General features: G+C 43.2%; 27 protein-coding genes. 16 read left to right on the top strand and 11 right to left on the bottom strand.

The window, feature by feature from the left end; translation table 11 throughout:
- The 4 genes from FTV08_RS07120 to FTV08_RS07105 form a co-directional block, all read left to right on the top strand.
- Positions 1 to 115: transposase (locus tag FTV08_RS07120; RefSeq protein ID WP_141697862.1), on the top strand; the 115-nt coding region annotated here is incomplete at its 5' end.
- A 757-nt stretch (positions 116 to 872) separates the two neighbouring features.
- A complete protein-coding gene (locus FTV08_RS07115) occupies positions 873 to 2,195 on the top strand; it encodes an NCS2 family permease (RefSeq protein ID WP_004645563.1) in 1,323 nt (440 codons plus the stop codon).
- Positions 2,196 to 2,271: 76 nt separating this feature from the next.
- Entirely contained in the window at positions 2,272 to 3,273 is a 1,002-nt protein-coding gene (locus tag FTV08_RS07110) for an adenosine deaminase (RefSeq protein ID WP_180086958.1), read from the top strand.
- A 45-nt stretch (positions 3,274 to 3,318) separates the two neighbouring features.
- A complete protein-coding gene (locus FTV08_RS07105) occupies positions 3,319 to 3,672 on the top strand; it encodes a hypothetical protein (RefSeq protein ID WP_004645560.1) in 354 nt (117 codons plus the stop codon).
- A gap of 43 nt (positions 3,673 to 3,715) precedes the next feature.
- On the opposite strand, the gene FTV08_RS07100 is transcribed toward FTV08_RS07105, so the two are convergent.
- Positions 3,716 to 4,279, bottom strand: a complete 564-nt coding sequence (locus tag FTV08_RS07100) for a cytochrome b (protein WP_180086957.1) — start codon at positions 4,277 to 4,279, stop codon at positions 3,716 to 3,718.
- A 217-nt stretch (positions 4,280 to 4,496) separates the two neighbouring features.
- Here FTV08_RS07100 and FTV08_RS07095 point away from each other — a divergent pair, with 217 nt between their 5' ends.
- Positions 4,497 to 4,868 (top strand): hypothetical protein, encoded by a 372-nt coding sequence (locus FTV08_RS07095; protein WP_004278974.1) that lies wholly within the window; start codon positions 4,497 to 4,499, stop codon positions 4,866 to 4,868.
- A 59-nt stretch (positions 4,869 to 4,927) separates the two neighbouring features.
- Positions 4,928 to 5,515, top strand: a complete 588-nt coding sequence (gene rnhB / locus FTV08_RS07090) for a ribonuclease HII (RefSeq protein WP_004278973.1) — start codon at positions 4,928 to 4,930, stop codon at positions 5,513 to 5,515.
- A gap of 95 nt (positions 5,516 to 5,610) precedes the next feature.
- On the opposite strand, the gene csrA is transcribed toward rnhB, so the two are convergent.
- From csrA to alaS, 3 genes are all read right to left on the bottom strand, one after another.
- Positions 5,611 to 5,865, bottom strand: coding sequence for a carbon storage regulator CsrA (gene csrA, locus FTV08_RS07085; RefSeq protein WP_004278972.1), 255 nt, complete (start codon positions 5,863 to 5,865; stop codon positions 5,611 to 5,613).
- Positions 5,866 to 6,115: 250 nt separating this feature from the next.
- Complete coding sequence (locus tag FTV08_RS07080; RefSeq protein WP_004278971.1) at positions 6,116 to 7,396, bottom strand: aspartate kinase; 1,281 nt, start codon at positions 7,394 to 7,396, stop codon at positions 6,116 to 6,118.
- A 64-nt stretch (positions 7,397 to 7,460) separates the two neighbouring features.
- Complete coding sequence (alaS, locus tag FTV08_RS07075; protein WP_180086956.1) at positions 7,461 to 10,154, bottom strand: alanine--tRNA ligase; 2,694 nt, start codon at positions 10,152 to 10,154, stop codon at positions 7,461 to 7,463.
- A 388-nt stretch (positions 10,155 to 10,542) separates the two neighbouring features.
- Between alaS and FTV08_RS07070 the strand changes: the two genes are divergently transcribed.
- Both FTV08_RS07070 and FTV08_RS07065 read left to right on the top strand, forming a co-directional pair.
- A complete protein-coding gene (locus FTV08_RS07070; protein ID WP_180086955.1) occupies positions 10,543 to 11,565 on the top strand; it encodes a type I glyceraldehyde-3-phosphate dehydrogenase in 1,023 nt (340 codons plus the stop codon).
- Positions 11,566 to 11,757: 192 nt separating this feature from the next.
- Positions 11,758 to 12,054 (top strand): hypothetical protein, encoded by a 297-nt coding sequence (locus FTV08_RS07065; RefSeq protein ID WP_180086954.1) that lies wholly within the window; start codon positions 11,758 to 11,760, stop codon positions 12,052 to 12,054.
- A 44-nt stretch (positions 12,055 to 12,098) separates the two neighbouring features.
- On the opposite strand, the gene FTV08_RS07060 is transcribed toward FTV08_RS07065, so the two are convergent.
- Positions 12,099 to 12,398 carry an AzlD family protein gene (locus FTV08_RS07060; RefSeq protein WP_129716517.1) on the bottom strand — a complete coding sequence of 100 codons (300 nt, stop codon included), beginning with the start codon at positions 12,396 to 12,398 and terminating at the stop codon, positions 12,099 to 12,101.
- Positions 12,395 to 13,144, bottom strand: coding sequence for an AzlC family ABC transporter permease (locus FTV08_RS07055; protein ID WP_005263420.1), 750 nt, complete (start codon positions 13,142 to 13,144; stop codon positions 12,395 to 12,397). The genes FTV08_RS07060 and FTV08_RS07055 overlap by 4 nt, the downstream gene beginning before the upstream one ends.
- Before the next feature lie 147 nt (positions 13,145 to 13,291).
- Here FTV08_RS07055 and FTV08_RS07050 point away from each other — a divergent pair, with 147 nt between their 5' ends.
- From FTV08_RS07050 to FTV08_RS07030, 5 genes are all read left to right on the top strand, one after another.
- A complete protein-coding gene (locus FTV08_RS07050) occupies positions 13,292 to 13,747 on the top strand; it encodes an Lrp/AsnC family transcriptional regulator (RefSeq protein ID WP_004645552.1) in 456 nt (151 codons plus the stop codon).
- A gap of 206 nt (positions 13,748 to 13,953) precedes the next feature.
- Entirely contained in the window at positions 13,954 to 15,120 is a 1,167-nt protein-coding gene (locus FTV08_RS07045) for an ATP phosphoribosyltransferase regulatory subunit (RefSeq protein ID WP_180086953.1), read from the top strand.
- 70 nt (positions 15,121 to 15,190) lie between these two features.
- Positions 15,191 to 16,510, top strand: a complete 1,320-nt coding sequence (locus FTV08_RS07040) for an adenylosuccinate synthase (protein ID WP_004278963.1) — start codon at positions 15,191 to 15,193, stop codon at positions 16,508 to 16,510.
- A 159-nt stretch (positions 16,511 to 16,669) separates the two neighbouring features.
- Positions 16,670 to 16,978: a hypothetical protein gene (locus tag FTV08_RS07035; RefSeq protein ID WP_180086952.1), complete on the top strand. Its 309-nt coding sequence runs from the start codon at positions 16,670 to 16,672 to the stop codon at positions 16,976 to 16,978.
- Positions 16,979 to 17,090: 112 nt separating this feature from the next.
- A complete protein-coding gene (locus tag FTV08_RS07030; RefSeq protein WP_005263417.1) occupies positions 17,091 to 17,864 on the top strand; it encodes a M48 family metallopeptidase in 774 nt (257 codons plus the stop codon).
- Positions 17,865 to 18,030: 166 nt separating this feature from the next.
- Here the strand turns inward: FTV08_RS07030 and slyD are convergent, their stop codons facing one another.
- The 3 genes from slyD to FTV08_RS07015 all read right to left on the bottom strand — a co-directional run bounded on the left by slyD (position 18,031) and on the right by FTV08_RS07015 (position 21,502).
- Positions 18,031 to 18,513: a peptidylprolyl isomerase gene (gene slyD, locus FTV08_RS07025; RefSeq protein ID WP_004278960.1), complete on the bottom strand. Its 483-nt coding sequence runs from the start codon at positions 18,511 to 18,513 to the stop codon at positions 18,031 to 18,033.
- Between the two features lie 136 nt (positions 18,514 to 18,649).
- On the bottom strand, positions 18,650 to 19,936 hold the full coding sequence (locus FTV08_RS07020) for an NAD(P)/FAD-dependent oxidoreductase (protein ID WP_180086951.1): 1,287 nt from the start codon (positions 19,934 to 19,936) through the stop codon (positions 18,650 to 18,652).
- A gap of 252 nt (positions 19,937 to 20,188) precedes the next feature.
- Complete coding sequence (locus FTV08_RS07015) at positions 20,189 to 21,502, bottom strand: D-alanyl-D-alanine carboxypeptidase PBP6B (protein ID WP_180086950.1); 1,314 nt, start codon at positions 21,500 to 21,502, stop codon at positions 20,189 to 20,191.
- Between the two features lie 175 nt (positions 21,503 to 21,677).
- On the opposite strand from FTV08_RS07015, the gene FTV08_RS07010 reads away from it, so the two are divergent.
- Positions 21,678 to 23,381 carry a M61 family metallopeptidase gene (locus FTV08_RS07010; RefSeq protein WP_180086949.1) on the top strand — a complete coding sequence of 568 codons (1,704 nt, stop codon included), beginning with the start codon at positions 21,678 to 21,680 and terminating at the stop codon, positions 23,379 to 23,381.
- Between the two features lie 380 nt (positions 23,382 to 23,761).
- On the opposite strand, the gene uraH is transcribed toward FTV08_RS07010, so the two are convergent.
- A complete protein-coding gene (gene uraH, locus FTV08_RS07005) occupies positions 23,762 to 24,160 on the bottom strand; it encodes a hydroxyisourate hydrolase (RefSeq protein WP_064096644.1) in 399 nt (132 codons plus the stop codon).
- 70 nt (positions 24,161 to 24,230) lie between these two features.
- Positions 24,231 to 24,728, bottom strand: coding sequence for a heme-binding protein (locus FTV08_RS07000; protein WP_180086948.1), 498 nt, complete (start codon positions 24,726 to 24,728; stop codon positions 24,231 to 24,233).
- Positions 24,729 to 24,848: 120 nt separating this feature from the next.
- Here FTV08_RS07000 and FTV08_RS06995 point away from each other — a divergent pair, with 120 nt between their 5' ends.
- Entirely contained in the window at positions 24,849 to 25,520 is a 672-nt protein-coding gene (locus tag FTV08_RS06995) for a heavy metal response regulator transcription factor (protein WP_114541880.1), read from the top strand.
- On the top strand, positions 25,517 to 26,890 hold the full coding sequence (locus tag FTV08_RS06990) for a heavy metal sensor histidine kinase (protein ID WP_180086947.1): 1,374 nt from the start codon (positions 25,517 to 25,519) through the stop codon (positions 26,888 to 26,890). The genes FTV08_RS06995 and FTV08_RS06990 overlap by 4 nt, the downstream gene beginning before the upstream one ends.
- Positions 26,891 to 26,894: the final 4 nt, after the last annotated feature.

The following is a 26,894-nucleotide window of genomic DNA, read 5'->3' as shown; positions in this document are numbered from 1 at the left end:
GAACTTCTTCGCCAAGCTCAAGCAGTATCGAGGTATTGCTACGCGCTATGATAAATTGGCTCAAAACTTCCTGTCAGCAATCTACCTTGCTTCAATCATGATATGGCTTAATTGATGACACGCCCTAAGTATTAATAAATAAAACGACATAAAATTAATATTTAGAGGATAAATAAATGCCTTCTATCGGGTTAAATGTAAACCATGTCACAAGTTTGTTAGGTTTTTTGTTAGCATAATTGCATAGTGTTACAAAGCAGCATAATAAAAATGAAAATATATGCTATCCCTGTTTTTGCCTTAATGATCAGTTTATTAGGATTTTGTGTCCATAAACAGTCCGAAATCAGAAAATATGAAAAGATCCGTCATGTCTTGAACGATGGACGTGATTCAAGCAAATTGCTGGAATCCAATCGGCATCGACATTAAGCAGGCTAGACAATCTTCTTTCGTTGATTGGGCTAAAATGATAAAATTAAATCAATAATAAATATAATAAAAATTTAAAGTATTCATTTAAGATATATTAATTTCTAATAAAGTGTAAAATCTAAGAAGCAATAAGAAATCAATGTGTTATAATTTGCCAACGATCAGGATGAAGCAGAATTCATCTTGTTAAGCATTTGGTTTAAATCAAGAAAATAAAGCTGCATAAAGGTTATGCAGCTTTTTTGTTTAGATTTTTTTTTGGGTTTTTATAGCATAGCCCTGGGGCTGTAAGCTGTTCCAACATTTTAACCCGTCAAATGGCTATGCTGGCATATTCGTTGCTAACACATCCTTAAAATTGATGAATTTTTTTTATAAAATTTCATTTATTTGACGGCTTGCTTAAAGCATAAAGTTTACTCAATAGGGGCTAGGTCATGACGACTCCTAATCCATCTTCAGAAAGTATGCTTGAACGTCTGTTTAAACTGAGTGAAAACAAAACCAGTTTCCGTACAGAAGTTCTTGCCGGTGTAACTACATTCTTAACGATGTGTTACATCATTATTGTCAATCCGATGATTTTGTCCGAAACGGGGATGGATCATGGGGCTGTCTTTGTAGCAACCTGTCTTGCAGCCGCGATTGGCTGTTTAGTCATGGGCTTGATTGCAAATTATCCAATTGCACTTGCACCAGGCATGGGCTTGAATGCCTTTTTTACCTATTCCGTATGTTTGGGAATGGGTGTGCCTTGGCAAACAGCACTTGGGGCTGTGTTTATCTCGGGTCTTGTGTTTATTGCGATCAGCATGTTCAAAATCCGTGAAGCCATTGTAAATGCGATTCCAATGTCGCTGAAACTGGCCATCGGTGGTGGTATTGGCTTATTCCTTGCGCTGATTGCTTTGAAAAATGCCGGCCTGATTGTGGATAATCCTGCTACGTTGGTAGGTTTGGGCGATTTAAAACAACCATCGGTTTTGCTTGCATTATTTGGTTTCCTTCTGGTTGTTGTGATGCATCACTTTAAAGTGCGTGGTGCGATCATCATCAGTATTTTGGTGTTAACCGGTATTTCAGCAGCATTGGGTCTGAGTGAATTTAAAGGTGTGGTTGGCGCAGTGCCATCGATTGCACCCACATTTATGCAAATGAGCTTTGAAGGTCTGTTCACTGCCAGTTTAATTGGCGTGATTTTTGTCTTCTTCCTGGTCGATTTATTCGACTCAACCGGTACGCTTGTAGGTGTTTCACACCGTGCAGGCTTGTTGAAAGATGGCAAACTGCCGCGTTTGAAAAAAGCACTTTTTGCGGACTCTTCTGCAATTGTTGCAGGTGCAGCGCTGGGTACATCTTCAACTACGCCATACATTGAATCTTCTGCGGGCGTAGCAGCCGGTGGCCGTACAGGTCTAACTGCTGTTGTAGTCGGTATCCTGTTTGTTGCCTGTTTGTTCCTTGCACCATTGGCACAGTCTGTACCAAGCTTTGCAACAGCACCAGCGCTGTTATTTGTCGGTGTCTTAATGATTCAAGGTATCGTGCATATTGACTGGGAAGATATTACAGAAGCAGTTCCTGCATTTTTAACCATTGTATTTATGCCATTTACCTATTCGATTGCGGATGGTATTGCGATGGGCTTCATTAGCTATGCACTGATCAAATTGTTAACCGGTAAGGCATCAACTGTACCGTATATGGTCTGGATTATTGCAGTACTATGGACGCTTAAATTCGCACTATTTGGCGGCTAATTTTTCTAGATTTGGAAAGGGTGTAAACTCAGTTTGCACCCTTTTTTTATTATTTTAGGTTTCATGAGGAGAAGCGATGAACCGTCTTGAGTTGATTCGAGCTTTGCCAAAAGCTGAGCTTCATGTTCATATTGAGGGCACTTTTGAGCCTGAGCTAATGTTTGCGATCGCTCAGCGTAATAAAATTGCCATCCCGTATAAATCTGTTGAAGAAGTTAAACAGGCCTATAACTTTCATAATCTTCAGTCGTTCCTGGATATTTATTATGCTGGTGCAGCTGTATTGATTCATGAACAGGATTTTTATGATCTGGCGTGGGCGTATTTTGAAAAATGTGCTGAAGACCGGGTCGTGCATACTGAAATGTTCTTTGATCCACAAACCCATACCGATCGTGGTGTTGCTTTTTCAACCGTGATCAACGGCTTGCAAAAAGCCTGTGATGATGCCAAAGCTAAACTGGATATCAGTTCTCATCTGATTATGTGTTTCTTGCGTCATTTAAGCGAAGATGCTGCATTTGCAACATTGGAACAGGCCTTACCTTATAAAGACCAGATTATTGCAGTCGGTTTGGACTCAAGTGAAGTCGGGCATCCACCTTCAAAGTTTGAACGTGTCTTTGCTAAAGCGCGTGAAGCAGGTTTCTTGGTTGTAGCACATGCAGGTGAGGAAGGCCCGGCAGCCTATGTCTGGGAAGCTTTAGATTTGCTGAAAGTGAATCGTATTGATCATGGTGTACGTTCGGAAGAAGATCCGGCGTTAATGCAGCGCCTGATCGCAGAAAAGATGCCACTGACGGTTTGCCCATTGTCAAACCTGAAACTCTGCGTCGTGGATGATATGCAGCAGCATAATATCCGTCGCCTCTTACAGCAAGGTGTGCATGTCACGGTCAATTCAGATGATCCATCTTATTTTGGTGGTTATATGAATGACAATTTTATTGCCATTGCTGAAGCACTGGATTTAAGCAATGAGGAACTCAAGCAGTTGGCCATTAACTCATTTGAAGCCTCTTTTATTACTGATACTGAAAAAGAGCAATGGATCAACCAGATCCGTGCCCTGGTTTAAGTTTTTAAATAAAAGGCAGGGTTCGCTCTGCCTTTGTTTTTATAGATGGATATGAAATTGAAAAATATAATTCTGCTCATCAGTAGCGTGTTGATATCTGCTTGCTCAAATGCGGATATGACTTTGACACAGCGTACTTTAAAACCCGTGATTGAATACCAATGTGCAAAAGAATTGAAAGCATCTAAATTCTGGACTGCCTCGACCTATTTTATGCAGGATAAAAATAAAGCTGAACTTGAACAGAATGTCTGTTCATGTGTAGGTGAGCATGCACTCAAGGATATTCCGGCAAGCACTTTACTGAAAGCGACTCTGGATGAAGAAGTAAAGTCAAAACTCACGCAACAGGCTATTGCAAACAGTCTGAAAGGCTGCATGACCGAGTTCTTAAAATAAAATCAGCTTTGCAATGAAAGCTGATTGAGTGTGGTTTTGCAGATTATTTTTTAGAAGATTTGGATTGTCGGATCATGCTGTTGAGTACATGATCTTTATCGATAAAATGATGTTTCAGTGCTGCGAAAATATGTCCAACTAAAAGTAAGCCAACTGCCCAGGAAAGCCAGATATGCAGGGGTTTTACGATCGCGGTTACAGCCGGATTTTCTGCAATCAGTGCCGGCAGGTTAAATAAATATAGCACTGGTGCTGGATAGCCCAGACTCCAGCTATATAAACAGCCGGTGACAGGTAGAGCAATCAGCATAAAATACAAAGCCAGATGACCTGCATGTGCCAAAGTTTTCATCCGGGATGACATAGTGTCCGGTAGTTCAGGGGCAGGATGGGTATAACTCCAGAAAATTCGCACAACCAACAGGAAAATAATGGTGGTGGCGATATTTTTATGCAGGGTGATGACATCGCCTTTAAAGCTGCCATCGACCTCATAACTTAAAAAATTCCCACTATAAAAACCAATCAGCCAGGCCGCAATAAAGATAACTGCCATGATCCAGTGCAACCATTGTGCCGTGCGCGTGTAATATTGTACTTTTTCCATGTGATTTTCGATTGCCCTCAAAGATGGATGCACCTTAGCAAAGGGCGAATCAGCCCAGCAATTCCAAATCTGCAACGCTATGGTGGCTTTCATGCAACATCCATTGAAATGGCTGGGTGCAGATTAAACATTCAGGATGATTTATAGATTTCTTATTCAGGTGAATTTCGGCACAATAGCGTCACGCTTCATATATGAATAAACAAGGAACAGATCTGTGAAAAAATTATTGGCTGCACTTGCTCCGCTTACTTTGGTTTTATCGGCTTGTGCAACAACAGGCAGCCCTGAAACGCAAACCACGACTCAACAGCTGGGTGGGGCTGCGCTTAAAATCGCGATCAATGCAAAATGTACGACTGAGCTGAATAATATTCCAGCATGGCAAACAGCTACACGTCTAATGACTACGACCCAAAAGCAGAATATCCAGACTGAAATTTGTGGCTGTGTCAGCGAAAAAGCACCCCAAAGCGTAACAGCGGTAGATTTGGCGACTGCAGCGATTGACCCGGCAGCACGTGCGACGATTGTCGGCAATGTGGTTGCAAAAACCATTAACGCTTGTGTAGCTGAAGCTGTAAACTAAGCCAAGATTAAATTGAAATAGGCTGACTGGTTCAGCCTATTTTTTATGGAAAAATAGACATGAAGATTGCGGGTGTAGATGAAGCAGGGCGTGGGCCATTAGTGGGTTCGGTGGTCGCTGCGGCAGTTATTTTGGATCCGAACAACCCGATTGAGGGTTTAAATGATTCTAAAAAACTCACTGAAAAGAAGCGTGAAAAACTTTTTATCGAGATTCAGGAAAAAGCGCTGGCATGGGCCATTGCTGAGGCTTCTGCGGCAGAGATTGATGAACATAATATTTTGCAAGCTTCTTTGCTGGCCATGCGCCGTGCTGTAGAAGCTTTGCCAGTTCAGCCTGAGCATGTATTGGTCGATGGCAACAAGATTCCACAGGGCCTTGCTATGAGCTGTGATGCCGTGGTGGGTGGTGATGCACTGCATGCTGAAATTTCAGCAGCCAGTATTCTGGCGAAAGTAACCCGTGATCATCAGATGATCGAGATGGACCAGAAGCATCCGCAATTTGGCTTTGCCAAGCACAAGGGTTATCCGACCAAGGCACATTTTGAAGCGATTGCCTTACATGGCGTGATTGATGAGCATCGTCGCAGTTTTGGGCCGGTAAAAAAGGTGATTGCAGCATTACAGCAGGGTGCAGAACTTTAAGTTTTATTTTAAATTATCTAAGTATTTAATATTTTTGTATAAAATTTAGACAAATTTAAAGCGGCTCAAAAGCCGCTTTATTCTTCGCACAAACATTAACGGTTAAAGTTATTTTGTGTCTGGCTATCGTCTTCATAAGAAGGTTGGTAATCTTGATCGATATGTTGAAGATGTTCATGCATTGCACGTTCATGCTGGATACGCTGGTAAATCTCTTCACGGTGCACAGAGACTTCTTTCGGAGCATTTACCCCGATACGAACCTGGTTACCTTTTACACCAAGCACAGTCACACTGACTTGATCACCAATCATTAAAGTTTCCCCGACGCGTCGAGTCAGAATCAGCATGTTTTTCTCCTTGCAAAATGCAAAACCTGCAATCTATTGAATGTAAAACAAAAAGCACAACCAAAAATTACAAAATAAGATCTGGATAGAAATTCTGTCATCTGGGTGAAAGATTTTAATCTATCTCAGCTGGTTAAAAATCCTCAGGCTTAATATAACAGAGCCACTATAAAAAAAACTATAGTGGCTCTGCATTTTTGTAGACTTTTATAAAATACTGTCAAACAATGACAATATTCTATCTTAACGCTTAAGCACGTGCGCTAGATTCGCCTTGTTCACGGTCTAAACCGAATGCGGTATGCAATGAACGAACCGCAAGTTCAAGATAATTTTCTTCAATGATCACAGAAATCTTGATTTCAGACGTCGAGATCATCAGGATGTTAATACCTTCATCTGCCAATGCTGTAAACATTTTGCTCGCTACACCGGCATGTGAACGCATACCGACACCTACGATCGATACTTTTACGATATCTGAACGGGTCGCAACTTCACGTGCACCAATTTCTTGAGCAGTTGCTTCAAGAATAGCTTTGGCTTTATTTAATTCGCCACGGTTCACAGTAAAAGTGAAATCAGTTGTACCATCTTCTTCAACGTTCTGGATAATCATATCCACTTCAACATTGGCATCACCAATCGGGCACAAAATTTTAGAAGCAATACCCGGTTCGTCAGGCACGCCTAAAATAGTTAATTTTGCTTCGTCACGGTTAAATGCGATACCGGAGATAATTGGCTGTTCCATATTGTCTTCCAATTCAGTCGTAATAAGTGTACCAACGTTTTGCTTAAACTCTTCGTCGAATGCGCCATCGTTGTCATTGTCGAAACTTGATAATACGCGTAAAGGCACCTGGTATTTACCAGCAAATTCAACTGAACGAATTTGCAGGACTTTAGAACCGAGTGACGCCATCTCAAGCATTTCTTCAAATGAAATACGATCAACTTTTTTTGCTTTTGGTGCAACACGTGGATCGGTGGTATATACACCGTCAACGTCGGTATAAATTTGGCATTCATCTGCTTTGAGTGCGGCAGCAATTGCAACACCTGAAGTATCAGAACCGCCACGCCCTAAAGTAGTGGTATTGCCATGTTCATCAAAACCCTGGAAACCGGCAACGACAAGTACGCGGCCTGCATCCAGATTTGAGTTCAGGACTTCAGTATCAATGGATTCGATACGTGCCTTATTGAATGAGCTGTCGGTTTTCATGCCAACCTGGCGACCTGTTAGTGATTTTGCTTCAACTCCAATTGAGTTCAGCGCCATTGCTAACATAGAAATCGTAACCTGTTCACCCGTAGATACCATTTGGTCTAGTTCACGTGGGTCAGGGGTTTCGGTAATGGCCTTCGCTAAAGCAAGTAGACGATTGGTTTCGCCACTCATTGCTGATACCACTACCACTACCTTGTGGCCGTGGTCATGCCAGCGCTTTACACGACGAGCAACATTTAAAATGCGCTCGGGAGTACCCATAGAGGTACCGCCATATTTTTGAACGATTAATGCCATAGTTGTTCCATATAAGCCATGACCCTGATGTACCTATCAGGGTCAGTTACACAAAATTGAAGTTTTATTTTGCTGCAAGCCAGGCAGTTAAATCTGCCATCACTGGAGCAAACTTCTCGTTAAGTGGCGCGCCACCTTGTGCCAAGTCAGGTTTACCACCACCTTTACCACCTAGCTCAGTTGCCAAATGTTTGATGATGTCACCTGCTTTAATAGAAGCAGTAAAGTCTTTTGCTACAGATGCGATCAAGCTCACCTTGTCACCCTCTACACCTGCCAGAACAATCACTGCATTTTTTAATTTTGATTTCACACCGTCGTGCAGGTTGCGTAGTGCTTTTGCATCCATGTTTTCAACAGTTGTAATCAAGGTTGCACGACCTGCAATGCTTTGAACTTGGCTTAGAAGTTCACCAGCTTGCAGGCTAGCAAGTTTTTGATTGAGTTGTTCGATCTGTTTCTGCAAGCTCGATGCAGTATCAACCAGTGCTTCAACTTTTTCTAAAGTCTGGTCTTTTTGCGCTTTGAGCAAACCGTTAATCGTATTGATATCGCGATCGGCTTTTTGCGCAACTTCAACTGCTTTAGTGCCTGTTACTGCTTCAATACGACGTACACCGGCTGCCACACCACCTTCAGAGGTGATTTTGAACAGACCGATATCACCGGTACGTTTTACGTGAATACCACCGCAAAGTTCGATTGAGAAGTTTTTCTCTTCAATCACTGAACCCATAGACAGTACACGTACTTCGTCACCATATTTCTCACCAAACAGCATCATCGCGCCTTTAGCCTTCGCAGACTCGATATCCAGAAGTTCAGTAGACACCGCAGTATTGGCAATCACTTCAGCATTGACCAAGCGTTCAATTTCTTGCAGCTGTTCAAAGCTTACAGGCTGGTCGTTGGCAAAGTCAAAACGTAACACGTCAGATGCAACCAATGAACCTTTTTGCTGTACATGTGAACCTAAAATTTGACGTAATGCAGCATGTAGCAGGTGAGTCGCAGAGTGGTTACGTGCCGTTGCTGCACGAATGTCTGCTTTAACCGTTGCTTCTACATTTTGAGTAACTTTCAAGTTACCCATAGTCACGATACCTTGGTGTACAAATGCACCACCAGATTTCTTGGTATCTTGAACTTCGAAAATACCAGTATCGTTTTTGAAGAGTCCTGTATCACCGATTTGACCACCGCTTTCTGCGTAGAAAGGTGTTTGGTTAAGTACGATCAGTGCTTCGTCGCCTTCAACCACTTCGTCAACTTGCTCGCCATCTTTGTAGATTGCGATGATTTGACCTTGACCCGCAGTTGCATCGTAACCTTCAAACTGAGTTTCACCTTCGACTTTCACAACAGAATTATAGTCGATTGCGAATTTGCCTGCATCACGTGCGCGTTGACGCTGTGCAGCCATTTCAGTTTCGAAACCAGCTTCATCAATGGTTAAGTCACGTTCACGTGCGATGTCAGCAGTCAAGTCAGTCGGGAAACCGTAAGTATCGTAAAGTTTAAATACTACTTCGCCCGGAATTACAGAACCTTTTAACTGCGCCAATTCGCCTTCAAGCAATTTAAGACCTTGCTCAAGTGTTTTAGCAAATTGCTCTTCTTCTTTCAGAAGTTGCGCTTCGATACGTGCCTGGTTGGCTGCAAGTTCAGGATATGCTGCACCCATCACTTCAATCAGTGGCTTCAACATTTTGTGGAAGAACGAACCAGTCGCACCTAGTTTGTTACCGTGACGTACTGCACGACGAATGATACGACGCAATACATAGCCACGACCTTCGTTCGATGGGTTTACGCCATCAGCAATCAGGAAGCAGCATGAACGTGCATGGTCAGCAACAACTTTAAGTGAAGCAGGGTATTCAACTGGTTTGTTTTCTGCTTGTGCTTTTGCTTCAAGTTCAGACGTATCTAAACCAATAATTTCAGCAGCAGCTTTTAGCAAGTGCTGGAACAGGTCGATTTCGTAGTTTGAGTTAACGTGCTGAAGAACAGCTGAAATACGCTCCAAGCCCATACCTGTATCCACAGAAGGCGCTGGAAGAGGGTGTAATACGCCATCCGCAGTACGGTTGAACTGCATGAAAACGTTGTTCCAGATTTCAATGAAACGGTCGCCATCTTCTTCAGGAGAACCCGGTAAGCCACCCCAGATATGATCGCCATGGTCAAAGAAGATTTCAGAACATGGACCACAAGGACCGGTGTCACCCATTGCCCAGAAGTTATCTGATGCGTATTGACCGCCTTTGTTGTCACCAATACGAATAATGCGTGAAGCGTCTAGACCGATTTCTTTGTTCCAGATGTCAAAGGCTTCATCATCGGTGTGGTAAACGGTTGCATAGAGTTTATCTTTAGGAAGACCAAGCCATTCTTCGTTAGTCAAAAAGTCCCAGGCAAATTTGATCGCATCACGTTTGAAGTAATCACCAAATGAAAAGTTACCTAACATTTCAAAGAAAGTGTGGTGACGTGCTGTATAACCCACATTGTCCAAGTCGTTGTGCTTACCACCTGCGCGCACGCATTTTTGTGATGACACTGCACGTACATAATCGCGTTTTTCTAGACCTAAGAAGCAATCTTTAAACTGGTTCATACCAGCATTGGTGAACAGCAAAGTTGGGTCATTGGCAGGTACTAGAGAACTCGACGCGACACGTGTATGCCCTTGCGATTCAAAGTAACGCAAAAATGCTTCACGAATTTCAGCTGATGTCATAAAACGAGTACTCACAACCAAGTCACTCCATAATTTCCGATTTGGCTAAAACACCACAGTCTGACAAGCATACAAGAGCTCTGCTGCAATGCGGGGCTTAAAAATTTAAAACGCCAAATTATAACGGAAAAAGCAGTATGCACCAATCATTTTAAAACCAATTGCGAAGGATTTATTTACTCAGGTTTTTTGCTGAATAATTAAATTGAATTTTCCCGAAGCAGAATCTGTGGATATCCATCACATTAAAAAATAAACGCAATTTTAAATGGCTTGAATATAGACGAATGTATCAGAAATAAAATAATCGAAAATCAGTATTTTCACTGAAGTTTTTAATGTACGGCGCCAGAAATCCTTTAACATAGAAGAGTTTTAAAATAGGCATATAAAAGGTCGAGTCATGCAACGAGTGGCAATCAATGGATTTGGGCGTATTGGACGGAATGTACTGCGCGCATGGTTTGAAAACCCGAAAGATTTTAATTTTGAAATCGTTGCCATTAACGATATTGCTGATGTTGAAACCCTGATTCATTTATTTAAATATGACTCGACCCATGGCCGTTTTCCGGGGCAGGTGGATCTCAGCTATGATGCTGAACATATCTATATGCATATCAGCTATCAGGATGCTGCATTAAAAGTGCAGGTTTTGTGTGAGTCCCAGCCGGCTAAGTTGCCTTGGCAAAACCTGGCGGTAGATGTAGTGCTTGAATGTACCGGGCTGTTCCGTTCCCGTGAAGCCGCAACCCAGCATATTCAGGCAGGGGCGAAACGTGTGATTATTGGCGCTGCACCTTTTGATACGGTCGATGCCGCGATTGTCTATGGTGTCAATCATCATGAAGTCAAAGCATCGGACCAGATCATTTCCAGTGTTTCTTGTACTACGCAGGCTTTGGTGCCACTGGTCAAAATTGTCGATGATGCATTTGGGATCAGTAGCGCCCTGATGACTGAAATCCATGCTGTCACGGCGGATCAGTCGGTACTGGATCATGCGCATCGTGATTTGCGTCGTGCTCGTGCCTCGGGACATAACATCATTCCAACCACTTCGAGCGCACTGGGTGCCTTAAAGCGCGTCATGCCTAAAATGGAAGATCGTATTGATGGTTATTCGATTCGGGTGCCGACCATTAATGTGGCCGCGATTGATTTGACCTTTGTCTCCCAGTCACCGATTACCGATCACAAGCTGAATGAAGTGTTGATCAAGGCTGCCCAGCAGGATTTTGCGGAAATCATGGCTGTGACGGATGAGCTATTGGTATCGAGTGATTTTAATCATTCCCCATATTCATTGATTGTGGATTTGACCCAGACTCTGGTGGTCGGGCATCAAGCTAAAGTCTTTGCCTGGTACGATAACGAGTGGGGCTATGCCAACCGTCTACTGGATTTATGTGAATCATTTCATTAAGTTCGGGTCATCTAAACCTCAAAAGCACCAAGATACGGTGCTTTTTTCTTGCCTGTAAATATTCTACAAGCCATGTTTTAAGAGAATTTGCCGGTAATTGATCGAAAATCAGGAATCGAGGCTGAATTATTTACGTTATCCGCAGCATTTTTCGTTAAGATAAAGACAATAAAATGAAATAAGAGCAAGCACATGATGGTAGTTTGGGGATTTATTATACTGCTGACTTTGGCGGTGATTTTTCTGATCTGGCTACAGTTTAATCAGAGTGATGAACCACGTATCATGGAAGGCGTACCAGTCGAAGAAAAAATCGTGCATCTGGAAGAAAATTTGAAAAAGACCCTGGAAATTATGCAGGATCTAGCCAAAAAAATGCATGTGCAGCAGGAAGTGCTGGATCAGACCACAGCCAAACTTCAGCAGGTTGAATTGCAAAATGCCGAACTGGTCAGTTTGCTGACCAAAGTGGTCGATCCACAGAAATAATCCAAACCCCTTTAGAAATTATTTAAAGGGATTTTGTTTGAGTATTAGACGATTAAAATTCTTAAAACTGCGGCAGAAACCATACTGATGGCGACGGTTGGTAATAATCCAAAACGCGTAGCGGCAAATAGCGTTAAAGCCAAGGCGATCAGGTCTGCAGGATGGTCTCGAACAAAATAGGGTGCAATTACTGAAATCAGCACGCAGCCAGGGACTACTTCCAGAATTTTTCGCTGACGCTGTGTCAGCGTTTTATTTTTTAATAAGACGTAGCCCAAGATCCGGGTTAAATAGGTGGTCGCAGCAATCAGAATAATAGCCACCAAGGTATTCATCTGGATCATGTTTGATCCTCTTGAATCAGGAAAAATGCCGAAGCGATTCCAGACAAGGCGCCAATCGGTACATACCAGCCCGCAGGTAAATATAAATAAGCCAAAGCCGCACAGACTAAACTGACCAGCCATGGCCGGGCAGCCTCAAAACCTTTCCACATACTTCTCAGTAACACCAGAAATACAGCAGGAAAGGCCATATCGAAACCAAAACGGTTGATGTCACCTAATACAGGTCCAAGCATGGCGCCGAGTGTGGTAAATCCGACCCACATCAAGTACAGGCAAAAACACAGGCCAGCATAATAAGGCATGCTAAACGCAGCACGATAACCCAAGTGCGCCTGTTTCCTTTGTGCATCAGCCAGACCGAGCGCCCAGCTTTCATCGACCATAAAAAATAGCGCCGGAAAAACTTTACGATTCGGGAGATGCTTTAAATACGGCACCAAACTGGCACCCATCAACAGATGCCGGCTATTTACCAGAAAGGTAATGAACATCAGCATGAGTAAATTTGGCGGACTGCTCCAGACTTCCAAAATGGCAAACTCAGAACCACCGGCAAAGTTCAGACCTGTCAGTAACGGCACTTCGAGCAAGCTGAAATTCTTCTGTACCGCCGTCGCACCCAACACCAGCGCAAAGGGAATAATCCCTAAAAGCATGGGGATAGAATCTTTCATGCCACGTTGAAATTCGCTGAAATCGGTAGGAACAACCACCGCTGCGGTGCTTTGTCTAAACAAAAGCATGGAAATGACCTGGGTACTGCAAAACTAAACCATATTTTATGGCGATATTCAGGCTATTTGCTATTGTAATGAAAGATATTTGAGTTTTATTTGAAATTAAATTGCGCTAAATTAAATTTAAAGGGTTTTAAATGCCAAAGTATAAATATGGATCAAATAGATAAACGCATTTTGCATGAGCTGCAAAAGAATGGAAAACTACAAAATAATGAACTGGCTCAATTAATTGGCTTGTCACCGTCACCCTGTTTAAGACGGGTGAAACAGCTGGAAGATGATGGTGTGATTGAGCAATATGTCGCGCTGCTGAATCCGCAAAAGGTCAATTTGGCGATGAGTGTGTTTGCACGTGTCTGGCTCAAGTCTCAAGAAGCTGCCGTGGTCGACCAATTTGTCGAAGCTATCAAGGAAATGCCAGAAGTGGTTGAATGCCAGCTAATGGCGGGCGATTGTGATTTCTTTTTAAGAATTGTGGTGGCTGATCTGGATGCCTATCGTAAATTTCAGATTCATCATTTAACCCAAATTCCCTGCATTCAAAGCGTAAAAACTGAAATTCCATTGCAAACGGTTAAAAGCACGACTGCATTGCCTTTGGTTTAATACCGGATTTTTTCATGCTATTTGTTTTGAATGTGCATTAAAACGCTGATAGTTGACACTATTGTTGTTGATTTCATCAGGTAGCGAAAATTATAAAATTTGCGATGCACAGCCAAAACTATCGTGCTAGACTAGGAGAAATCGGGTGTGCTCCCGATTTTTTTATGCGGATTCGTTCCGCGCTGACAAGAATTTAGGTTTACAACATGCCCATTTCAGAGACATGGTTATTACCTGATGGTGTAGCTGATGTATTACCAGAACAAGCGCAAGTTATTGAAAGTCTGCGCCGTAAATCACTGGATTTCCTTGCATCTCGAGGTTATCAGCTGGTGTACACGCCATTCATTGAATACATCGAATCTCTATCTTCTCTCTCAGAATCGAATCAAGATTTAGACTTAGCCACTTTTAAAGTAATCGATCAGCTTTCTGGTCGTTTGCTTGGTGTGCGTGCCGATATGACACCACAAGTGGCTCGTATTGATGCGCATGTACATCCAGTGGAAGGTGTGGCACGTTACTGCTATGCAGGAACCGTTCTGCATACCAAGCCTCGCGGTTTTAATACCTCGCGCGCGCCACTACAGTTAGGTGCGGAGCTCTTTGGTTCAGACAGCATCGATGCCGATGTGGAAATGGTCGATTTGATGATCAGTCTGATTCAGGAGACAGGTCTGGCAGATGGTATCCATCTGGACTTAGGTCATGTCGGTTTATTCCGCAGTCTGGTGGCTCAAGCAGGCTTGAACAAAGTCGCTGAACAGCAATTATCTGATTTATACCAACGCAAGGCTTTGCCAGAATTAGAAGAATTCACGGCAGACCTGAAATTTGGTCAGGATTTTTATGCCCTTGGACGCTATGCCAGCGACCTGGATGCATTACAAGCGCATTTAAGTGCTGAAGTGTTGGCAAATCCAGCATTTACGCAGGCTTTTAATGTCTTGCAAACCACCAAAGACGAAGTTCAAACCCGTTGGCCAAACTTGAGTATTGGGATTGATGTGGTTGAATTACGTTCATACCATTATCATACTGGCCTGATGTATGCAGTCTATGCACCGAACCGTGCAGCTGCACTGGCACAAGGTGGCCGTTATGATGGCATTGGTGAGCATTTTGGCCGCGCGCGTCCGGCAACCGGTTTCTCTTGTGACTTATATGCTTTAAGCGCAGGTCAGTTTGATGCGCTACAGGTCGTGGTTGCACCTAAAGGCACTGATGCAGAACTTCTGAATGCGATTCAGAACATTCGCGCACAAGGCTTAAGTGTAATTCAGTTACTGGGTAATGATGATTTAAATTCGATTCCATATGCAACGCACCAGCTGGTGAATGCGAATGGTGAGTGGACAGTCAAAACGATTTAACTGCTTGGCTCAGTGTTCATGTCGCTGAGCGGGGCTTTCAACTTTAACAGCATGATGTAATGAGGCTATTATGGGCAAGAATGTTGTGGTACTTGGTACCCAATGGGGCGACGAAGGTAAAGGTAAAATCGTCGACCTGCTCACAGATCAAGCGGCAGCGGTAGTTCGTTATCAAGGCGGACATAACGCAGGTCACACTCTTGTGGTTGGTGGTAAGAAAACTGTCTTACACCTCATTCCATCAGGTATTTTACGTGAAAACGTATTGTGCTTAATTGGTAACGGTGTTGTTCTTTCTCCTGAAGCGCTCATCAAAGAGATGGACATTCTTGAAAAAGAAGGCGTTCCTGTTAAAGAACGTTTACGCATTTCTCCAAACTGTCCATTGATTCTTCCGAACCACATCGCACTTGATCAGGCGCGTGAGAAAAAACGTGGTAATGCGAAGATTGGTACGACAGGTCGTGGTATCGGTCCTGCATACGAAGACAAAGTAGCACGTCGCGCAGTACGTGTTGCTGACCTAGTACGTGGTGGTGAACATCTTACTGCTCAGTTAACTGAACTTCTGGACTACCATAACTTCCAGCTGACTGAATACTACGGTGTTGAAGCAGTTAAACTGGAAGACGTGCTGGCACTTTGCGACGAATGGCGTAAGGTTGTTGCGCCACTGGTTGTGGATGTGACCACGGAATTGCATAACTACCGTAAAAACGGTGACAATATCATGTTCGAAGGCGCGCAAGGTTCACTTCTTGACGTTGACCACGGTACATATCCGTATGTAACGTCTTCGAATACAACTGCTGGTGGCGTAAGCTCTGGTTCAGGTCTGGGTCCTTTGCACCTTGACTATGTACTGGGTATTACTAAAGCGTACACAACGCGTGTAGGTGCAGGTCCATTCCCAACTGAGTTGGTGTATGACGCTGCAAATGACACAGGTGATGCGATTGGTAAACACCTCGGTACGATTGGTAATGAATTTGGTGCCTCTACTGGCCGTCAACGTCGTTGTGGCTGGTTCGATGCTGAAATTCTACGCCGTTCAGTTGATGTAAACTCACTTTCTGGTATTTGCCTGACTAAACTTGACGTTCTTGACGGTTTAGAAGAAGTGAAAATCTGTGTGGGTTATGAAGCTGCAGATTCTGGTTGTGTCGGTTCTTCTGATGCGCTTGCATTCGAAACTTTAAAACCGATTTATGAAACTATGCCAGGCTGGTCTGAGTCAACTTTCGGTGCGAAATCACTAGATCAGTTGCCAGAAGCTGCATTGAACTATGTAAAACGTCTTGAGCAATTGATTGAATGTCCAATCGACATCATTTCAACAGGTCCAGACCGTGAAGAAACCATTGTTCTTCGCCACCCGTTTGATGCTTAATCTTCATTAGATTAAAGCTTGAATGATAAAAACCCATCTCCGGATGGGTTTTTTATATGTTAAATTTATGCAGCTATTTCAAGACTAAAGTTGCATCGGTAATGTGGCGTGATGTGCTTTAACATAGCGGTATATAAAGAAAGAAAAATGAGCAGCAGGATGCAAAAAAATATATCGGCGACCATGTTTTATTCATTGTTATTCGCGATGGGTGGGGCGCCAACATTGGCCATGATGATTATTCGTGCGCAAACTCAAAATCCTGAGGTGATTTATGCGGCGCTGATTGGTCTGAGTGTCATTATCGCCTGTGTATTAGTACCTATTATTTTATTGCAAAATGCTTTTTTATATTTCAAACGTAAAGACGAAATGCTTGAACAGAAAATCAAACCACTTAGTCAGGTTTACCTAGGCCTCAATATTATTTGTCTGATTTATTGGTTGGCGATACAGTATTTGGCTTAAAAATTACATAATTTATAAGAAGATGAATGAATTAAGCGTTTAGCTGCTACGCGCTTTCACTTATAATTTTTACAATGTAAATTGCCCTTAAGCCAAGGCGGAGTAAATTATAATGAAGAATAAACTTTTATTGAGTATGGCGGCTGCTACAGTCGTCACATTATCAGGTTGTACCACCATTGCCGATATGGCAGGGGCAGATACTGCGACCTTAAATGCATCTGCGAGCCAAAGCTATAATGCCATGGTCAATGATGCGAAAAACAAAGGTCAACTGGATACCAGTTCAGCGACCTATAAGCGGATTAATAATGTATTTAACCGTTTGAAACCGGTTGCTAACCAGATGAATCAAACCGGTACAGCATTCCAGTGGCAATTGGCTGTGCTCAAATCTGACCAGGTCAACGCTTTTGTTGCGCCAGGCGGTAAGGTTGTATTCTATACGGGTATTGTGAATAAACTGAATCTGACCGATGCTGAAATTGCAGCGATTATGGGTCATGAAATGGTGCATGCCTTAGAAGAGCATTCTAAACAGAAAATTGGCGCTCAGGCCCTGACTGATCTGGCCTTGGGTATTGGCTTAAATGCAGCAGGTGTAGGTCAAGGTGGCGCTGCAGCAGCACAATTGGGTAGTCAGATCGGGATTGGCTTGCCATACTCGCGTAATCTGGAAAGTCGTGCTGACCAAGGCGGTTTAATGCTGATGGCACGCGCAGGTTATAACCCGAATGCAGCCATTACCTTGTGGGAAAAAATGAACAAACTCGGTGGCAGCAGTGGTGCAACCTTCCTGTCTACGCATCCATCGAACAGCCAGCGTATTGGGCAAATGCGTCAACAGTTACCAGCAGCTATGCAGATTTATAACCAAAACAAATAATCCAGTGATCATCCTCTGAAAGGAGATCTTGATCGGATTGAAAAGGCAGGGCAATGGCTCTGCTTTTTTTATGGCTAATTGGGTGGTTAATATTCTACGGGCTATTTTCAGGCAATAAAAAAGGCAAAGTCAGACTTTGCCTTTTTTCACTCAAGATCAGAAGATCTTAGTGTTGGTGACCGCCTACACCGTGTACGTGACCGTGATCTAATTCTTCTTGAGAAGCTTCACGAACAGATACGATTTCAACTTCGAAAGTCAGGTCTTGACCAGCAAGTGGGAAGTTAGCATCAACAACAACATTGTCGCCTTCAACTGCTTTAACAGTTACGATTTGCACGCCGTCATCAGTTTGAGCTTGGAACTGCATGCCTGCCTGAATGTTGTCTACGCCTTGGAACATTTGCGCAGGAACTTCTTGAACTAGGTCAGGGTTGTATTCGCCATAACCTTCAGCAGCAGGAACGTTTACAGTGAATTTTTCACCTACAGTTTTGCCTTCTAACGCATTTTCTAAACCTGGGATGATGTTACCTGCACCGTGCAAATAGGCAAGTGGTTCACCTTGAGATTGGTCGAGAGTTTCACCCTCTGCGTTAGTCAATGTGTAGTGGAAAGAAACCACGAGGTTATTTGCAATAGCAGTCATGTTAATTGATCCATTCAATTTTTTAAGGGTACATCATAAAGTGAAATTGCATTTTTGTAGACTAAAATTAGCAAAAAAACGCAATTTGACAATTTTGTTGACGATTTTTTCATTGATTGGGCCAAATTCTGGAATTTCAATGCAATTTTAGCTTTGGAGAAATTTTTCGTGTAACAAAATCTTTTGCAGTCAGAATGCCGGCATGCGCATAACCATGAATGGTCGCCTGATGAATTCGGTATAAGGAAACGTACATTGACTTGGCAACAAAGCCTTGAACATTCACCTGACCGAGTAATTCACCGACAGCTTTATTCTGGCTTAAGGAAATCAGTGAGCCTTTGTCGGAAAATTTAAACATCGGTAAATAGTTTTCCTCATTGATCCGTGCTTTTAAGGCATTGGCCAGGAAATTGGCCTGTTGGCTAGCCACTTGTGCACGTGGACCCAAGACTGGTTCATCTGCAGCAGGCTGGCAGTGTGCACAGTCACCAAAAGCAAAAATGTCTGGATCAGATTTGGTTTGCAGGGTGGAGTAGACTTTCAACCGGTGAATATTGTCTTTTTCCATATCTTGCAGTTGTGCCAAGACTTCAGGTGCTTTGATGCCTGCAGCCCAGACTTTAATCTCGGCATCCAGACTTGAGCCATCTGCAAAATAAATCTTGTCTTCATCAACCTTGGCCACGCGGTGACTGGTCAAAACCTCAATACCGAATTTTTCCAGCTGTTGCATGGTATGTTCGGCGACTTTCGGCGAGAGTGCAGTCAGAATACGATCCGCCGCTTCAATTAAGGTAATTTTGACTTTATTTGGATCGACTTTGTTTAAGCCATATTTAAAGAAATTGTGTTTGGCCTCCACCAGCTCGGCTGCCAGTTCGACCCCAGTCGCACCGGCACCAATAATCGCGATATTCAGTTCACGGCTTGATGCTTCATGTTGAGCATTCAGATAGAGATGCAACAGATCCTGCTGAAAGATATCAGCCTGTGGGCGGCTGTCGAGAAAATGACAGAACTGTTTGACGCCTTCGGTATTAAAGTCATTCGAGGTAGAACCTAAAGCCAAGACCAGTGTGTCATAGTCAATGCGCTGGTTCTTCTTGGCTTGGGCTTTTTTGGAGAAATATTCTGTTTCAACCACAATCTGTTTCGCTTCACGATCCAGACCGGTAAATGTGCCCAATACAAATTCATAATGATGTGCGGCTGAATGAGCAAAATAATTAGTTTCTTCTTCATGTGGATTTAAGGTGCCTGCAGCCACTTCATGCAGTAGCGGTTTCCAGATGTGCGTCAGTTTTTGATCGACCAGAATAATCTGGGCTTTACCGCTTTTACCCAAGCTCTCACCCAGCTGAGTCGCCAGTTCCAGACCACCGGCACCACCACCCACAATCACGATCTTATGTGCTGTCATATATGATTAACCTGTTTATTTTTTTAATAAAAATAAGAGAAATAGAGAGAAAATATACTATGGCATGCGCTAAAACTCGTCTTGATTAAAATTGTTATACAAATTACAAAACGTAGCAATTCTGTGAGGGCGGGTAAGTGTTGCTGCTTTGAGAAAGCAATGGGAGGGTGAGATTAATAGGCGGGAAATCTGCTAGAAGATCAGCGAGTAGATCTTCTAGCTTAAAGGGAAATTACTTGAGATTTAGCGCTATTATCTATCTAAAGGATAAAGCTTTACGCTTGGCGTATTGTCTGAAAACAAACTAAATAAGCCTTGTAGCCAGCTAAAGAATTTCTGAAACAGATTGGCTTCTTCAATTTCGACATGATCTTCAATCTGAATGGTGCGAATCAACTGATTATTCTGATAAACCTGAATGGTCGCCAAAGGCATCATGGTGGCCAAGGGTGCAATGAGTTCAGATGCTTTCACTTCAACATTGATATGGGTCTGGGTTTCCTGTAGTGGCTCGATACTTTTTAAAACGCCATCACCTGTATTCAGCATGACACGCTGATTTGCCTGATCAAACTGGTTCAGGTCAATACTGTAGCCCTGATCATATAAAGAAGTGGTAATGATCTGCGGTTGTTTGGTTTGTACCTTAAACATTTTTAAGGTGGATTTGATCACAGGCAATTCAGCCAGTAGCTGTTGATCTTTGATCGCTACCTCATTGCGGGTATAGGTATAAGCCAGATTCATCAGCTTATGTGATACTTCAGCGCGTTTTGCTGCACTTTTAGTACCCAGCACCACCACAATCAGACGGCGATTTGGCATTTCAAAATCTGCGGTGACGCGATTGGCTGTCAGCGCCAGATTATAGCCCGCTGCACGGGTAAAACCGGTTTTTAAACCATCTACTGTAGGATCGACCTGAAGCACACGGTTGGTCGCACGATGAAAATGCTGATTGTAGGTAAAGCTTGGCTGTTGGGAATAATACAGATAATCCGGGGTTTCATTCACCACCGCCATAGACAGTCTGGCCAAATCGGTGGCAGTCGAATAATGCTCAGGCATGGTAATGCCGGCCGGATTCTGGAAATTGGTATGCTGCATGCCCAGCGCTTTGGCTTCCTGATTCATGCGTTCAACAAACTGCGGAATACCACCCGAAATTTTCTCAGCCAGCGTCACCGCGGCATCATTGGCAGACATGATAATTAAGCCCGCCAGAAGCTGATCGACTGAAATCTGATCACCTTCTTTCAGGTACATCTGTGACTCATCCCACATCACGGTTTTTACCACAGAGGTCGCGGTTAAAACTTCATTTTTATTTAATTTCCCGGCCTCAATTTCCTTTAAGGCAATATAAGCCACCATCATTTTGGTCAGCGAAGCCGGAGCGCGTTGCACATCGGCATTATGCTCTGCAATGACTTGACCAGACTGTGAATCCAGAATGGTCCAGGCTTCAGCTTCAACGCTTTCAGGCACAATATTGAGTAGGGCAGCATGTGAAAATGCAGAAATAAATAAACTGAAAACCGCAATCAGTGAGATGATGTATTTCAATGGTGTTCCTTGATAACCCGGCGGGTGTTGAACGATTTAATTTTCACGCATGCTATGCCTTTTTTATACAGATAGCTAGTCGTAAATGTAGACAAATAAGACAGCTAAACCATACTGGCTTAAAAAATGCTAAGCTAAGCTATATCTCATTTATTTTAATTTTATATCGTTCATTATGTTGCATTATCAAATTGAATTTGACGATTATCGTCAGCATCTTATTCACGTGACATTTCGTTTTCTTGCGGACCCGACCCAAGTCCTGTCATTACCGACCTGGATTCCGGGAAGTTATCTGATTCGAGAGTTTTCCAAGCACATTGAAGCGGTCAAGGCCTATGATGAAGATGGGCGCCAGTTACAGATCCAGAAATTTGAAAAAAATAAATGGCGTTTATTCAATACTGATCATGAACTGATTACAGTTGAATATGATGTCTATGCCTATGACCTGTCCGTTCGTGGTGCATATGTGGATCAAAATCGTCTCTACGTGAACCCGGCTTGTGCATGTCTGGGGCTGGAAGGTCAGGAAAATAAAGAAATTGAACTGGAAATCTTCCTGCCAGATGAATTGAAGCATTTTCAATTGGCAACAGGAATGCAGGCTAAAAGTCTGGTCAAAGGCCGTTTCACCCTGAAAGCTAAAAACTATGCCGAACTGATTGATGCGCCATTTGAGCTGGCAGAACAAACCCGTTTCAGTTTTGAAGCAAATGGTATTCCACATGAGTTTGTGGTGTCAGGCAAACACGCGATGAATGCGGCGCGTATGCAGCAGGACATTGAAAAAATCTGTGCTACAGAAATTTCAATGTTTGGTTCGGCGCCGTTTACAGACTATACCTTTATGACCATGGCAACCGGCAATAGCTATGGCGGTCTGGAGCATCCAAATTCTACCAGCCTGATTTCACCACGTGATGACTTGCCGAAAGCCAATGAGCCAGAAGAGCCATCTAAAGATTATCAGCGTTTCTTGGGCTTATGTAGCCATGAATATTTCCATTCATGGTTGGTGAAATTCATTCGCCCTGAAAACTTCGTCAATTATGATTTAAACAGAGAAGGCTATACTTCTTTGTTGTGGATCTTTGAAGGTTTCACCTCGTATTATGACGATTTGATCTTGCTACGCAGCGGCGTGATTAATCAGGAATCGTATATTGCTTTGTTAAAAGCACAGATTGACCGTTATTTGCAAAATCCGGGGCGTGCGATTCAGTCAGTGTCTGAATCCAGTTTTGATGCCTGGGTGAAATTCTACCGTCAGGATGAAAACTCGAATAATGCGGGTACCAGCTATTATAACAAAGGCTGTTTAGTTGCTTTGTGCTTAGACTTAGGTTTGCGTTTACGCGGTTCAAGTCTGGATGCCGTGATGCGCCGTTTGTATGAAAATGCCCAGAAGGGTGTTCAGGTGCATGAGCGGACAATCTTTGAATTGTGTAAAGAACTGACAGGAGATGATTGGTCAGAACAGATCAATCACTTGATCAATACCACAGACGAATTACCATTGGATCAGCTTTTCCCTGAGTTTGGTATGGCTTATAGCCTGAAAAATGACAAGTCTTTGCCATTCGGTTTAAAACTGGCAGATAAGCCGGAAGGTGTGCTGGTTCAATCTGCGCGTCGTGAGGGTGCTGCTGTGCTCGCTGGCCTTTCTGCCAATGATGTCATTATTGCAATTGATGGTTTAAAGGCAACGACTAAGCTTGTTGAAAGCTATGCAAAACAGCAAGGTACTTTTACAGTGTATGCATTCCGTCGTGATGAGTTGATGACCTTCGAGGTTCAAGCTGCGGGTTCTGAACTGACCGAAGTTGAATTGAAAGTTGAAGATCAGGCCAAAGCTGAAAAGTGGCTTAAAGCTTAATTCAATTTCAAACTTTAAAACCGATGCTTAGGCATCGGTTTTTTTATTGACTAAATATCAACATGATATTTATTTGATGAGCGGTCAGGAAGTTCCATTGAATTTAGCTGCGATTTAATGATGCTGATTCCTCATTTGAATTCATAAAATGCTAGTACGACCATTATTGGCTTTGCGTTTTGCTATAGCAGTCAATGTATCGCAAAGACCTCTTGGTCCTGATTAAACATCTGGTTAGCTTGCTGATCCAATGTAAAGCTCCTTTTTTGAATACATTTTATTTTTTAGCTCATTAAATATGAATCGTAAATGGCATTTCAATAAAAGAATAACAAGAAAAAAAAGAAGGCCCAAAGAGGGTGGGCCTTAAGTGGGAGAGCTTAGTTGCCGCGATAGGTTGAATAACCATAGGGGCTTAATAGCAGCGGGATATGATAGTGATTGACTGAGCCATCTACTTCAAAAATCACCGGTACTTCTGGGAAAAAGCTGTTTTGCTTTTGGGTTTTAAACCAGTCACCGGTTTTAAAAGTCACTTTGTAGGTTCCTTTATCAAAGGTTTTATTCTCTGGGTATAGTGCTGTGATACGACCCTGAGGATTAGTCCTTGCTTGTGAAAGCTGTACCCATTTGCCATTTTTCTGTGTTTCCAGCGTCACTTCTACATTTGGAGAAGGCAAGCCATTTTCCAGATTCAGCACGTGTACACTCAGCGGGTTCTGGGCAAAAGAAAGAGTTGCTGCAGTAGTGGCAAGAGTCGCGATTAAGATTTTTTTCATGTTGTGTTCCTCGTTGGAATGACGGAATAATGTTTAATCAAAGGAATAAAAAATTACTAATTAAAAGATATCAAAGCTGCTTTAAGGTGGTTTGAATGCCGCTATTGGCACATTGATGATCCTGTACTGAACCGCCCGCACCTGCGACGCCTACTGCGCCTACAATCTGGTTTTGGTAAATGACAGAGACACCACCACCCAGTAATAGCAATTCAGGCAAGCTATTCAGATTCTGTGCATCCGGATTTTTCTGGGCATTGCGCATAAAATCCAGTGTGCTGGTTTTAGTTGAATACGCGGTGAAAGCTTTCCGTTCCGCTGCAATCAGGTTGTGAATGCCGACAGATTCATGGCGCTGGCTGGCCAGCAGGTTGCCACCTTGATCCAGAATAACGACTGCCGCCGGCTTGGCCTGTTTCTGGCAAGCAAGCATGACGTTGCTGGCCATGAGCTTTGCCACTTCTAGCGACATGACTGGCGCCGTTTTAAATTCTGCATGCGCCAGTGAGCTGAGTAGTAATACGCTGCTGAGCAAGGCCATGCTTGGGTTGGCGATTGAAATTTTCATGGTTATCTTTCATGCAATTGGCTACTGGGGCTATCTTAGAAAAAAATCCGCCAGTACAGCATGACAATCAGATTACCAATTTGTAATCTAGAACTAGCTAAAAACAGCTAAACTACTGACATGCATATTTTAATTGTAGAAGATGAAGTCAAGATTGCTGAATATCTGGCAAAAGGACTGAATGAGTCAGGTTATAGTACGACCATCGCAGAAAATGGCGTGCGAGCATTATCGTGTTTGCAGCAACAGTCTTTTGATCTGGTGCTGCTTGATGTGATGCTGCCGGACCTGGACGGCTGGCAGGTATTACATACCCTGCGAACTTTTAGCCAGATTCCGGTATTAATGCTCACTGCACGTGATCATGTGCTAGATCGGGTGAAAGGACTGGAGCTTGGTGCTGATGATTATCTGACCAAGCCTTTTTCCTATATTGAATTACTGGCCCGAATTAAAAGTCTGTTGCGCCGTGTGCCGCGTCTGGAGCAGGAGGCCTATCAGGTTTCAGATCTGGTATTGAACCGCTTAAAGCATGAGGTTTACCGTAATGGGCAAAAGATCGACTTGAGCCAGAAAGAATTTGCGCTGTTGCAATTGTTAATGGAACATCAGGGACAGGTGATGACCCGGAGCCAGATTGCGTCAATGGTCTGGAATATCAATTTTAATACTGATACTAATGTGGTCGATGTGGCTATTCGCAGGCTGCGTAGCAAAATTGATGATCATTACACGCCAAAACTGATCCATACCGTACGTGGCATGGGTTATAAGCTAGATGAATATCCATGAAAAACCCTGTGTTATTGCCGTTGGCAACACGATTGAGTATTGCATTTGCACTGGTGTCTTGCGTGGTGTTTCTGAGTGTGGCGTTGCTGTCTTATCAAAATATGCAACAGATGATTCAGACCCAGCAGGATCAGGCGCTGGCTGCGCGTATTTCCCGGATTGAGATTTTTCTTGAAGATGCCCAGAGTTTCAAACTTCTGGTCCAGCATCCCAAATTATATGAAAATATGCTGGGACAGGAAGATAATTTACTGCTGCTGCAGCATCAGAATAGTCGTCTGATCGAAATCAATCCTTTGCAGGTTCATATTCCGGCATTGCATTATTCTTCCAAATTACAGTTTCAGAATAATCAGGCTGAACATCCTTCAACACGTCTGGCTTTTAAACAGGTGCAGTTTGATGGTCGCAGCTACCAGCTGGTAGCGGGTAAACAGTTGGCAGAAGGACAAAGGGCACTGGCAACCTATTTATCAAAACTGGTGCTCTATAGTCTGCTTGGTATATTGCTCTCGACCTTTATGGCCTGGCTGGCTGGACGCTATATTCTCAAGTCAATGCGTCAGCTGATGCTGGCGACAGCACAGGTCAATATTCAGCAGCCCAATCAGCACATTGATGTTCAGAGTAATACGCTTGAGGTGCAAGAGCTGAGTCAGGCCATGAACGATATGCTCGGTAATATTCAGTCTGCATATCAGCAGTTGGCACGTTTTTCTGAGGACATTTCGCACGAACTTCGCACGCCATTAAACAATCTAATCGGGCAGACACAGATTCTGTTATCGCGGCCGCGCGAGCCTGCTGAACTGGAAAATCTGCTCTATTCCAACCTAGAAGAATATGAACGTCTAAGCCAGATGATTGAAAGCATGCTGTTTATCGCGCGGGTAGAGCATGGTGGATTTACGGTTGAAAAACAGCATTTCAATCTGAATGAGATGCTGCAAGAATTACTTGAGTACTTCAGTTTTCTGGCTGAAGAAAAGCAGATGCATTTAAAAATTAATGTTCCATCAGATTTAAGTCTGACTGCCAGCACCGCATTATTACAGCGCGCAGTTGCCAATCTGATCAGCAATGCCATTACTTATGGTCAGCCGGGGAGTGAGATTAGTGTGTCGGCACAGCGACTGAACCATAGCATTAAAATATCGGTGCTGACGCCAGAGGTATGGATTGCAGATGAGCATCATCCGCATTTATTTGAGCGTTTTTATCAGATAGATGACAGCCGACATGAAAAAGCCCAGACGGGTGGTCTGGGCCTTGCCATTGTGCAGTCGATTATGCAGCTCCATCAGGGGGGAGCAACTGTAGAAAATACGCCGTCTGGCGTGGTATTTAGCCTGTCACTACCTGATGAATAGGCTG

The organism is Acinetobacter sp. YH12226 (assembly GCF_013417805.1).
Taxonomy (GTDB): domain Bacteria; phylum Pseudomonadota; class Gammaproteobacteria; order Pseudomonadales; family Moraxellaceae; genus Acinetobacter.
The sequence above is the reverse complement of the archived record's forward strand: the minus strand, read 5'-3'. Positions and strand labels throughout refer to the sequence as shown.

What these genes read in the sequence shown, in the direction of transcription:
- FTV08_RS07115 (WP_004645563.1), top strand. Translation starts at nt 873, where the DNA reads ATGACGACTCCTAATCCATCTTCAGAAAGTATGCTTGAACGTCTGTTT.
- FTV08_RS07110 (WP_180086958.1), top strand. Translation starts at nt 2,272, where the DNA reads ATGAACCGTCTTGAGTTGATTCGAGCTTTGCCAAAAGCTGAGCTTCAT.
- FTV08_RS07105 (WP_004645560.1), top strand. Translation starts at nt 3,319, where the DNA reads ATGGATATGAAATTGAAAAATATAATTCTGCTCATCAGTAGCGTGTTG.
- FTV08_RS07100 (WP_180086957.1), bottom strand. Translation starts at nt 4,279, where the DNA reads ATGGAAAAAGTACAATATTACACGCGCACGGCACAATGGTTGCACTGG.
- rnhB (WP_004278973.1), top strand. Translation starts at nt 4,928, where the DNA reads ATGAAGATTGCGGGTGTAGATGAAGCAGGGCGTGGGCCATTAGTGGGT.
- csrA (WP_004278972.1), bottom strand. Translation starts at nt 5,865, where the DNA reads ATGCTGATTCTGACTCGACGCGTCGGGGAAACTTTAATGATTGGTGAT.
- FTV08_RS07080 (WP_004278971.1), bottom strand. Translation starts at nt 7,396, where the DNA reads ATGGCATTAATCGTTCAAAAATATGGCGGTACCTCTATGGGTACTCCC.
- FTV08_RS07070 (WP_180086955.1), top strand. Translation starts at nt 10,543, where the DNA reads ATGCAACGAGTGGCAATCAATGGATTTGGGCGTATTGGACGGAATGTA.
- FTV08_RS07065 (WP_180086954.1), top strand. Translation starts at nt 11,758, where the DNA reads ATGATGGTAGTTTGGGGATTTATTATACTGCTGACTTTGGCGGTGATT.
- FTV08_RS07060 (WP_129716517.1), bottom strand. Translation starts at nt 12,398, where the DNA reads ATGATCCAGATGAATACCTTGGTGGCTATTATTCTGATTGCTGCGACC.
- FTV08_RS07055 (WP_005263420.1), bottom strand. Translation starts at nt 13,144, where the DNA reads ATGCTTTTGTTTAGACAAAGCACCGCAGCGGTGGTTGTTCCTACCGAT.
- FTV08_RS07050 (WP_004645552.1), top strand. Translation starts at nt 13,292, where the DNA reads ATGGATCAAATAGATAAACGCATTTTGCATGAGCTGCAAAAGAATGGA.
- FTV08_RS07045 (WP_180086953.1), top strand. Translation starts at nt 13,954, where the DNA reads ATGCCCATTTCAGAGACATGGTTATTACCTGATGGTGTAGCTGATGTA.
- FTV08_RS07040 (WP_004278963.1), top strand. Translation starts at nt 15,191, where the DNA reads ATGGGCAAGAATGTTGTGGTACTTGGTACCCAATGGGGCGACGAAGGT.
- FTV08_RS07035 (WP_180086952.1), top strand. Translation starts at nt 16,670, where the DNA reads ATGCAAAAAAATATATCGGCGACCATGTTTTATTCATTGTTATTCGCG.
- FTV08_RS07030 (WP_005263417.1), top strand. Translation starts at nt 17,091, where the DNA reads ATGAAGAATAAACTTTTATTGAGTATGGCGGCTGCTACAGTCGTCACA.
- slyD (WP_004278960.1), bottom strand. Translation starts at nt 18,513, where the DNA reads ATGACTGCTATTGCAAATAACCTCGTGGTTTCTTTCCACTACACATTG.
- FTV08_RS07020 (WP_180086951.1), bottom strand. Translation starts at nt 19,936, where the DNA reads ATGACAGCACATAAGATCGTGATTGTGGGTGGTGGTGCCGGTGGTCTG.
- FTV08_RS07010 (WP_180086949.1), top strand. Translation starts at nt 21,678, where the DNA reads ATGTTGCATTATCAAATTGAATTTGACGATTATCGTCAGCATCTTATT.
- uraH (WP_064096644.1), bottom strand. Translation starts at nt 24,160, where the DNA reads ATGAAAAAAATCTTAATCGCGACTCTTGCCACTACTGCAGCAACTCTT.
- FTV08_RS07000 (WP_180086948.1), bottom strand. Translation starts at nt 24,728, where the DNA reads ATGAAAATTTCAATCGCCAACCCAAGCATGGCCTTGCTCAGCAGCGTA.
- FTV08_RS06995 (WP_114541880.1), top strand. Translation starts at nt 24,849, where the DNA reads ATGCATATTTTAATTGTAGAAGATGAAGTCAAGATTGCTGAATATCTG.
- FTV08_RS06990 (WP_180086947.1), top strand. Translation starts at nt 25,517, where the DNA reads ATGAAAAACCCTGTGTTATTGCCGTTGGCAACACGATTGAGTATTGCA.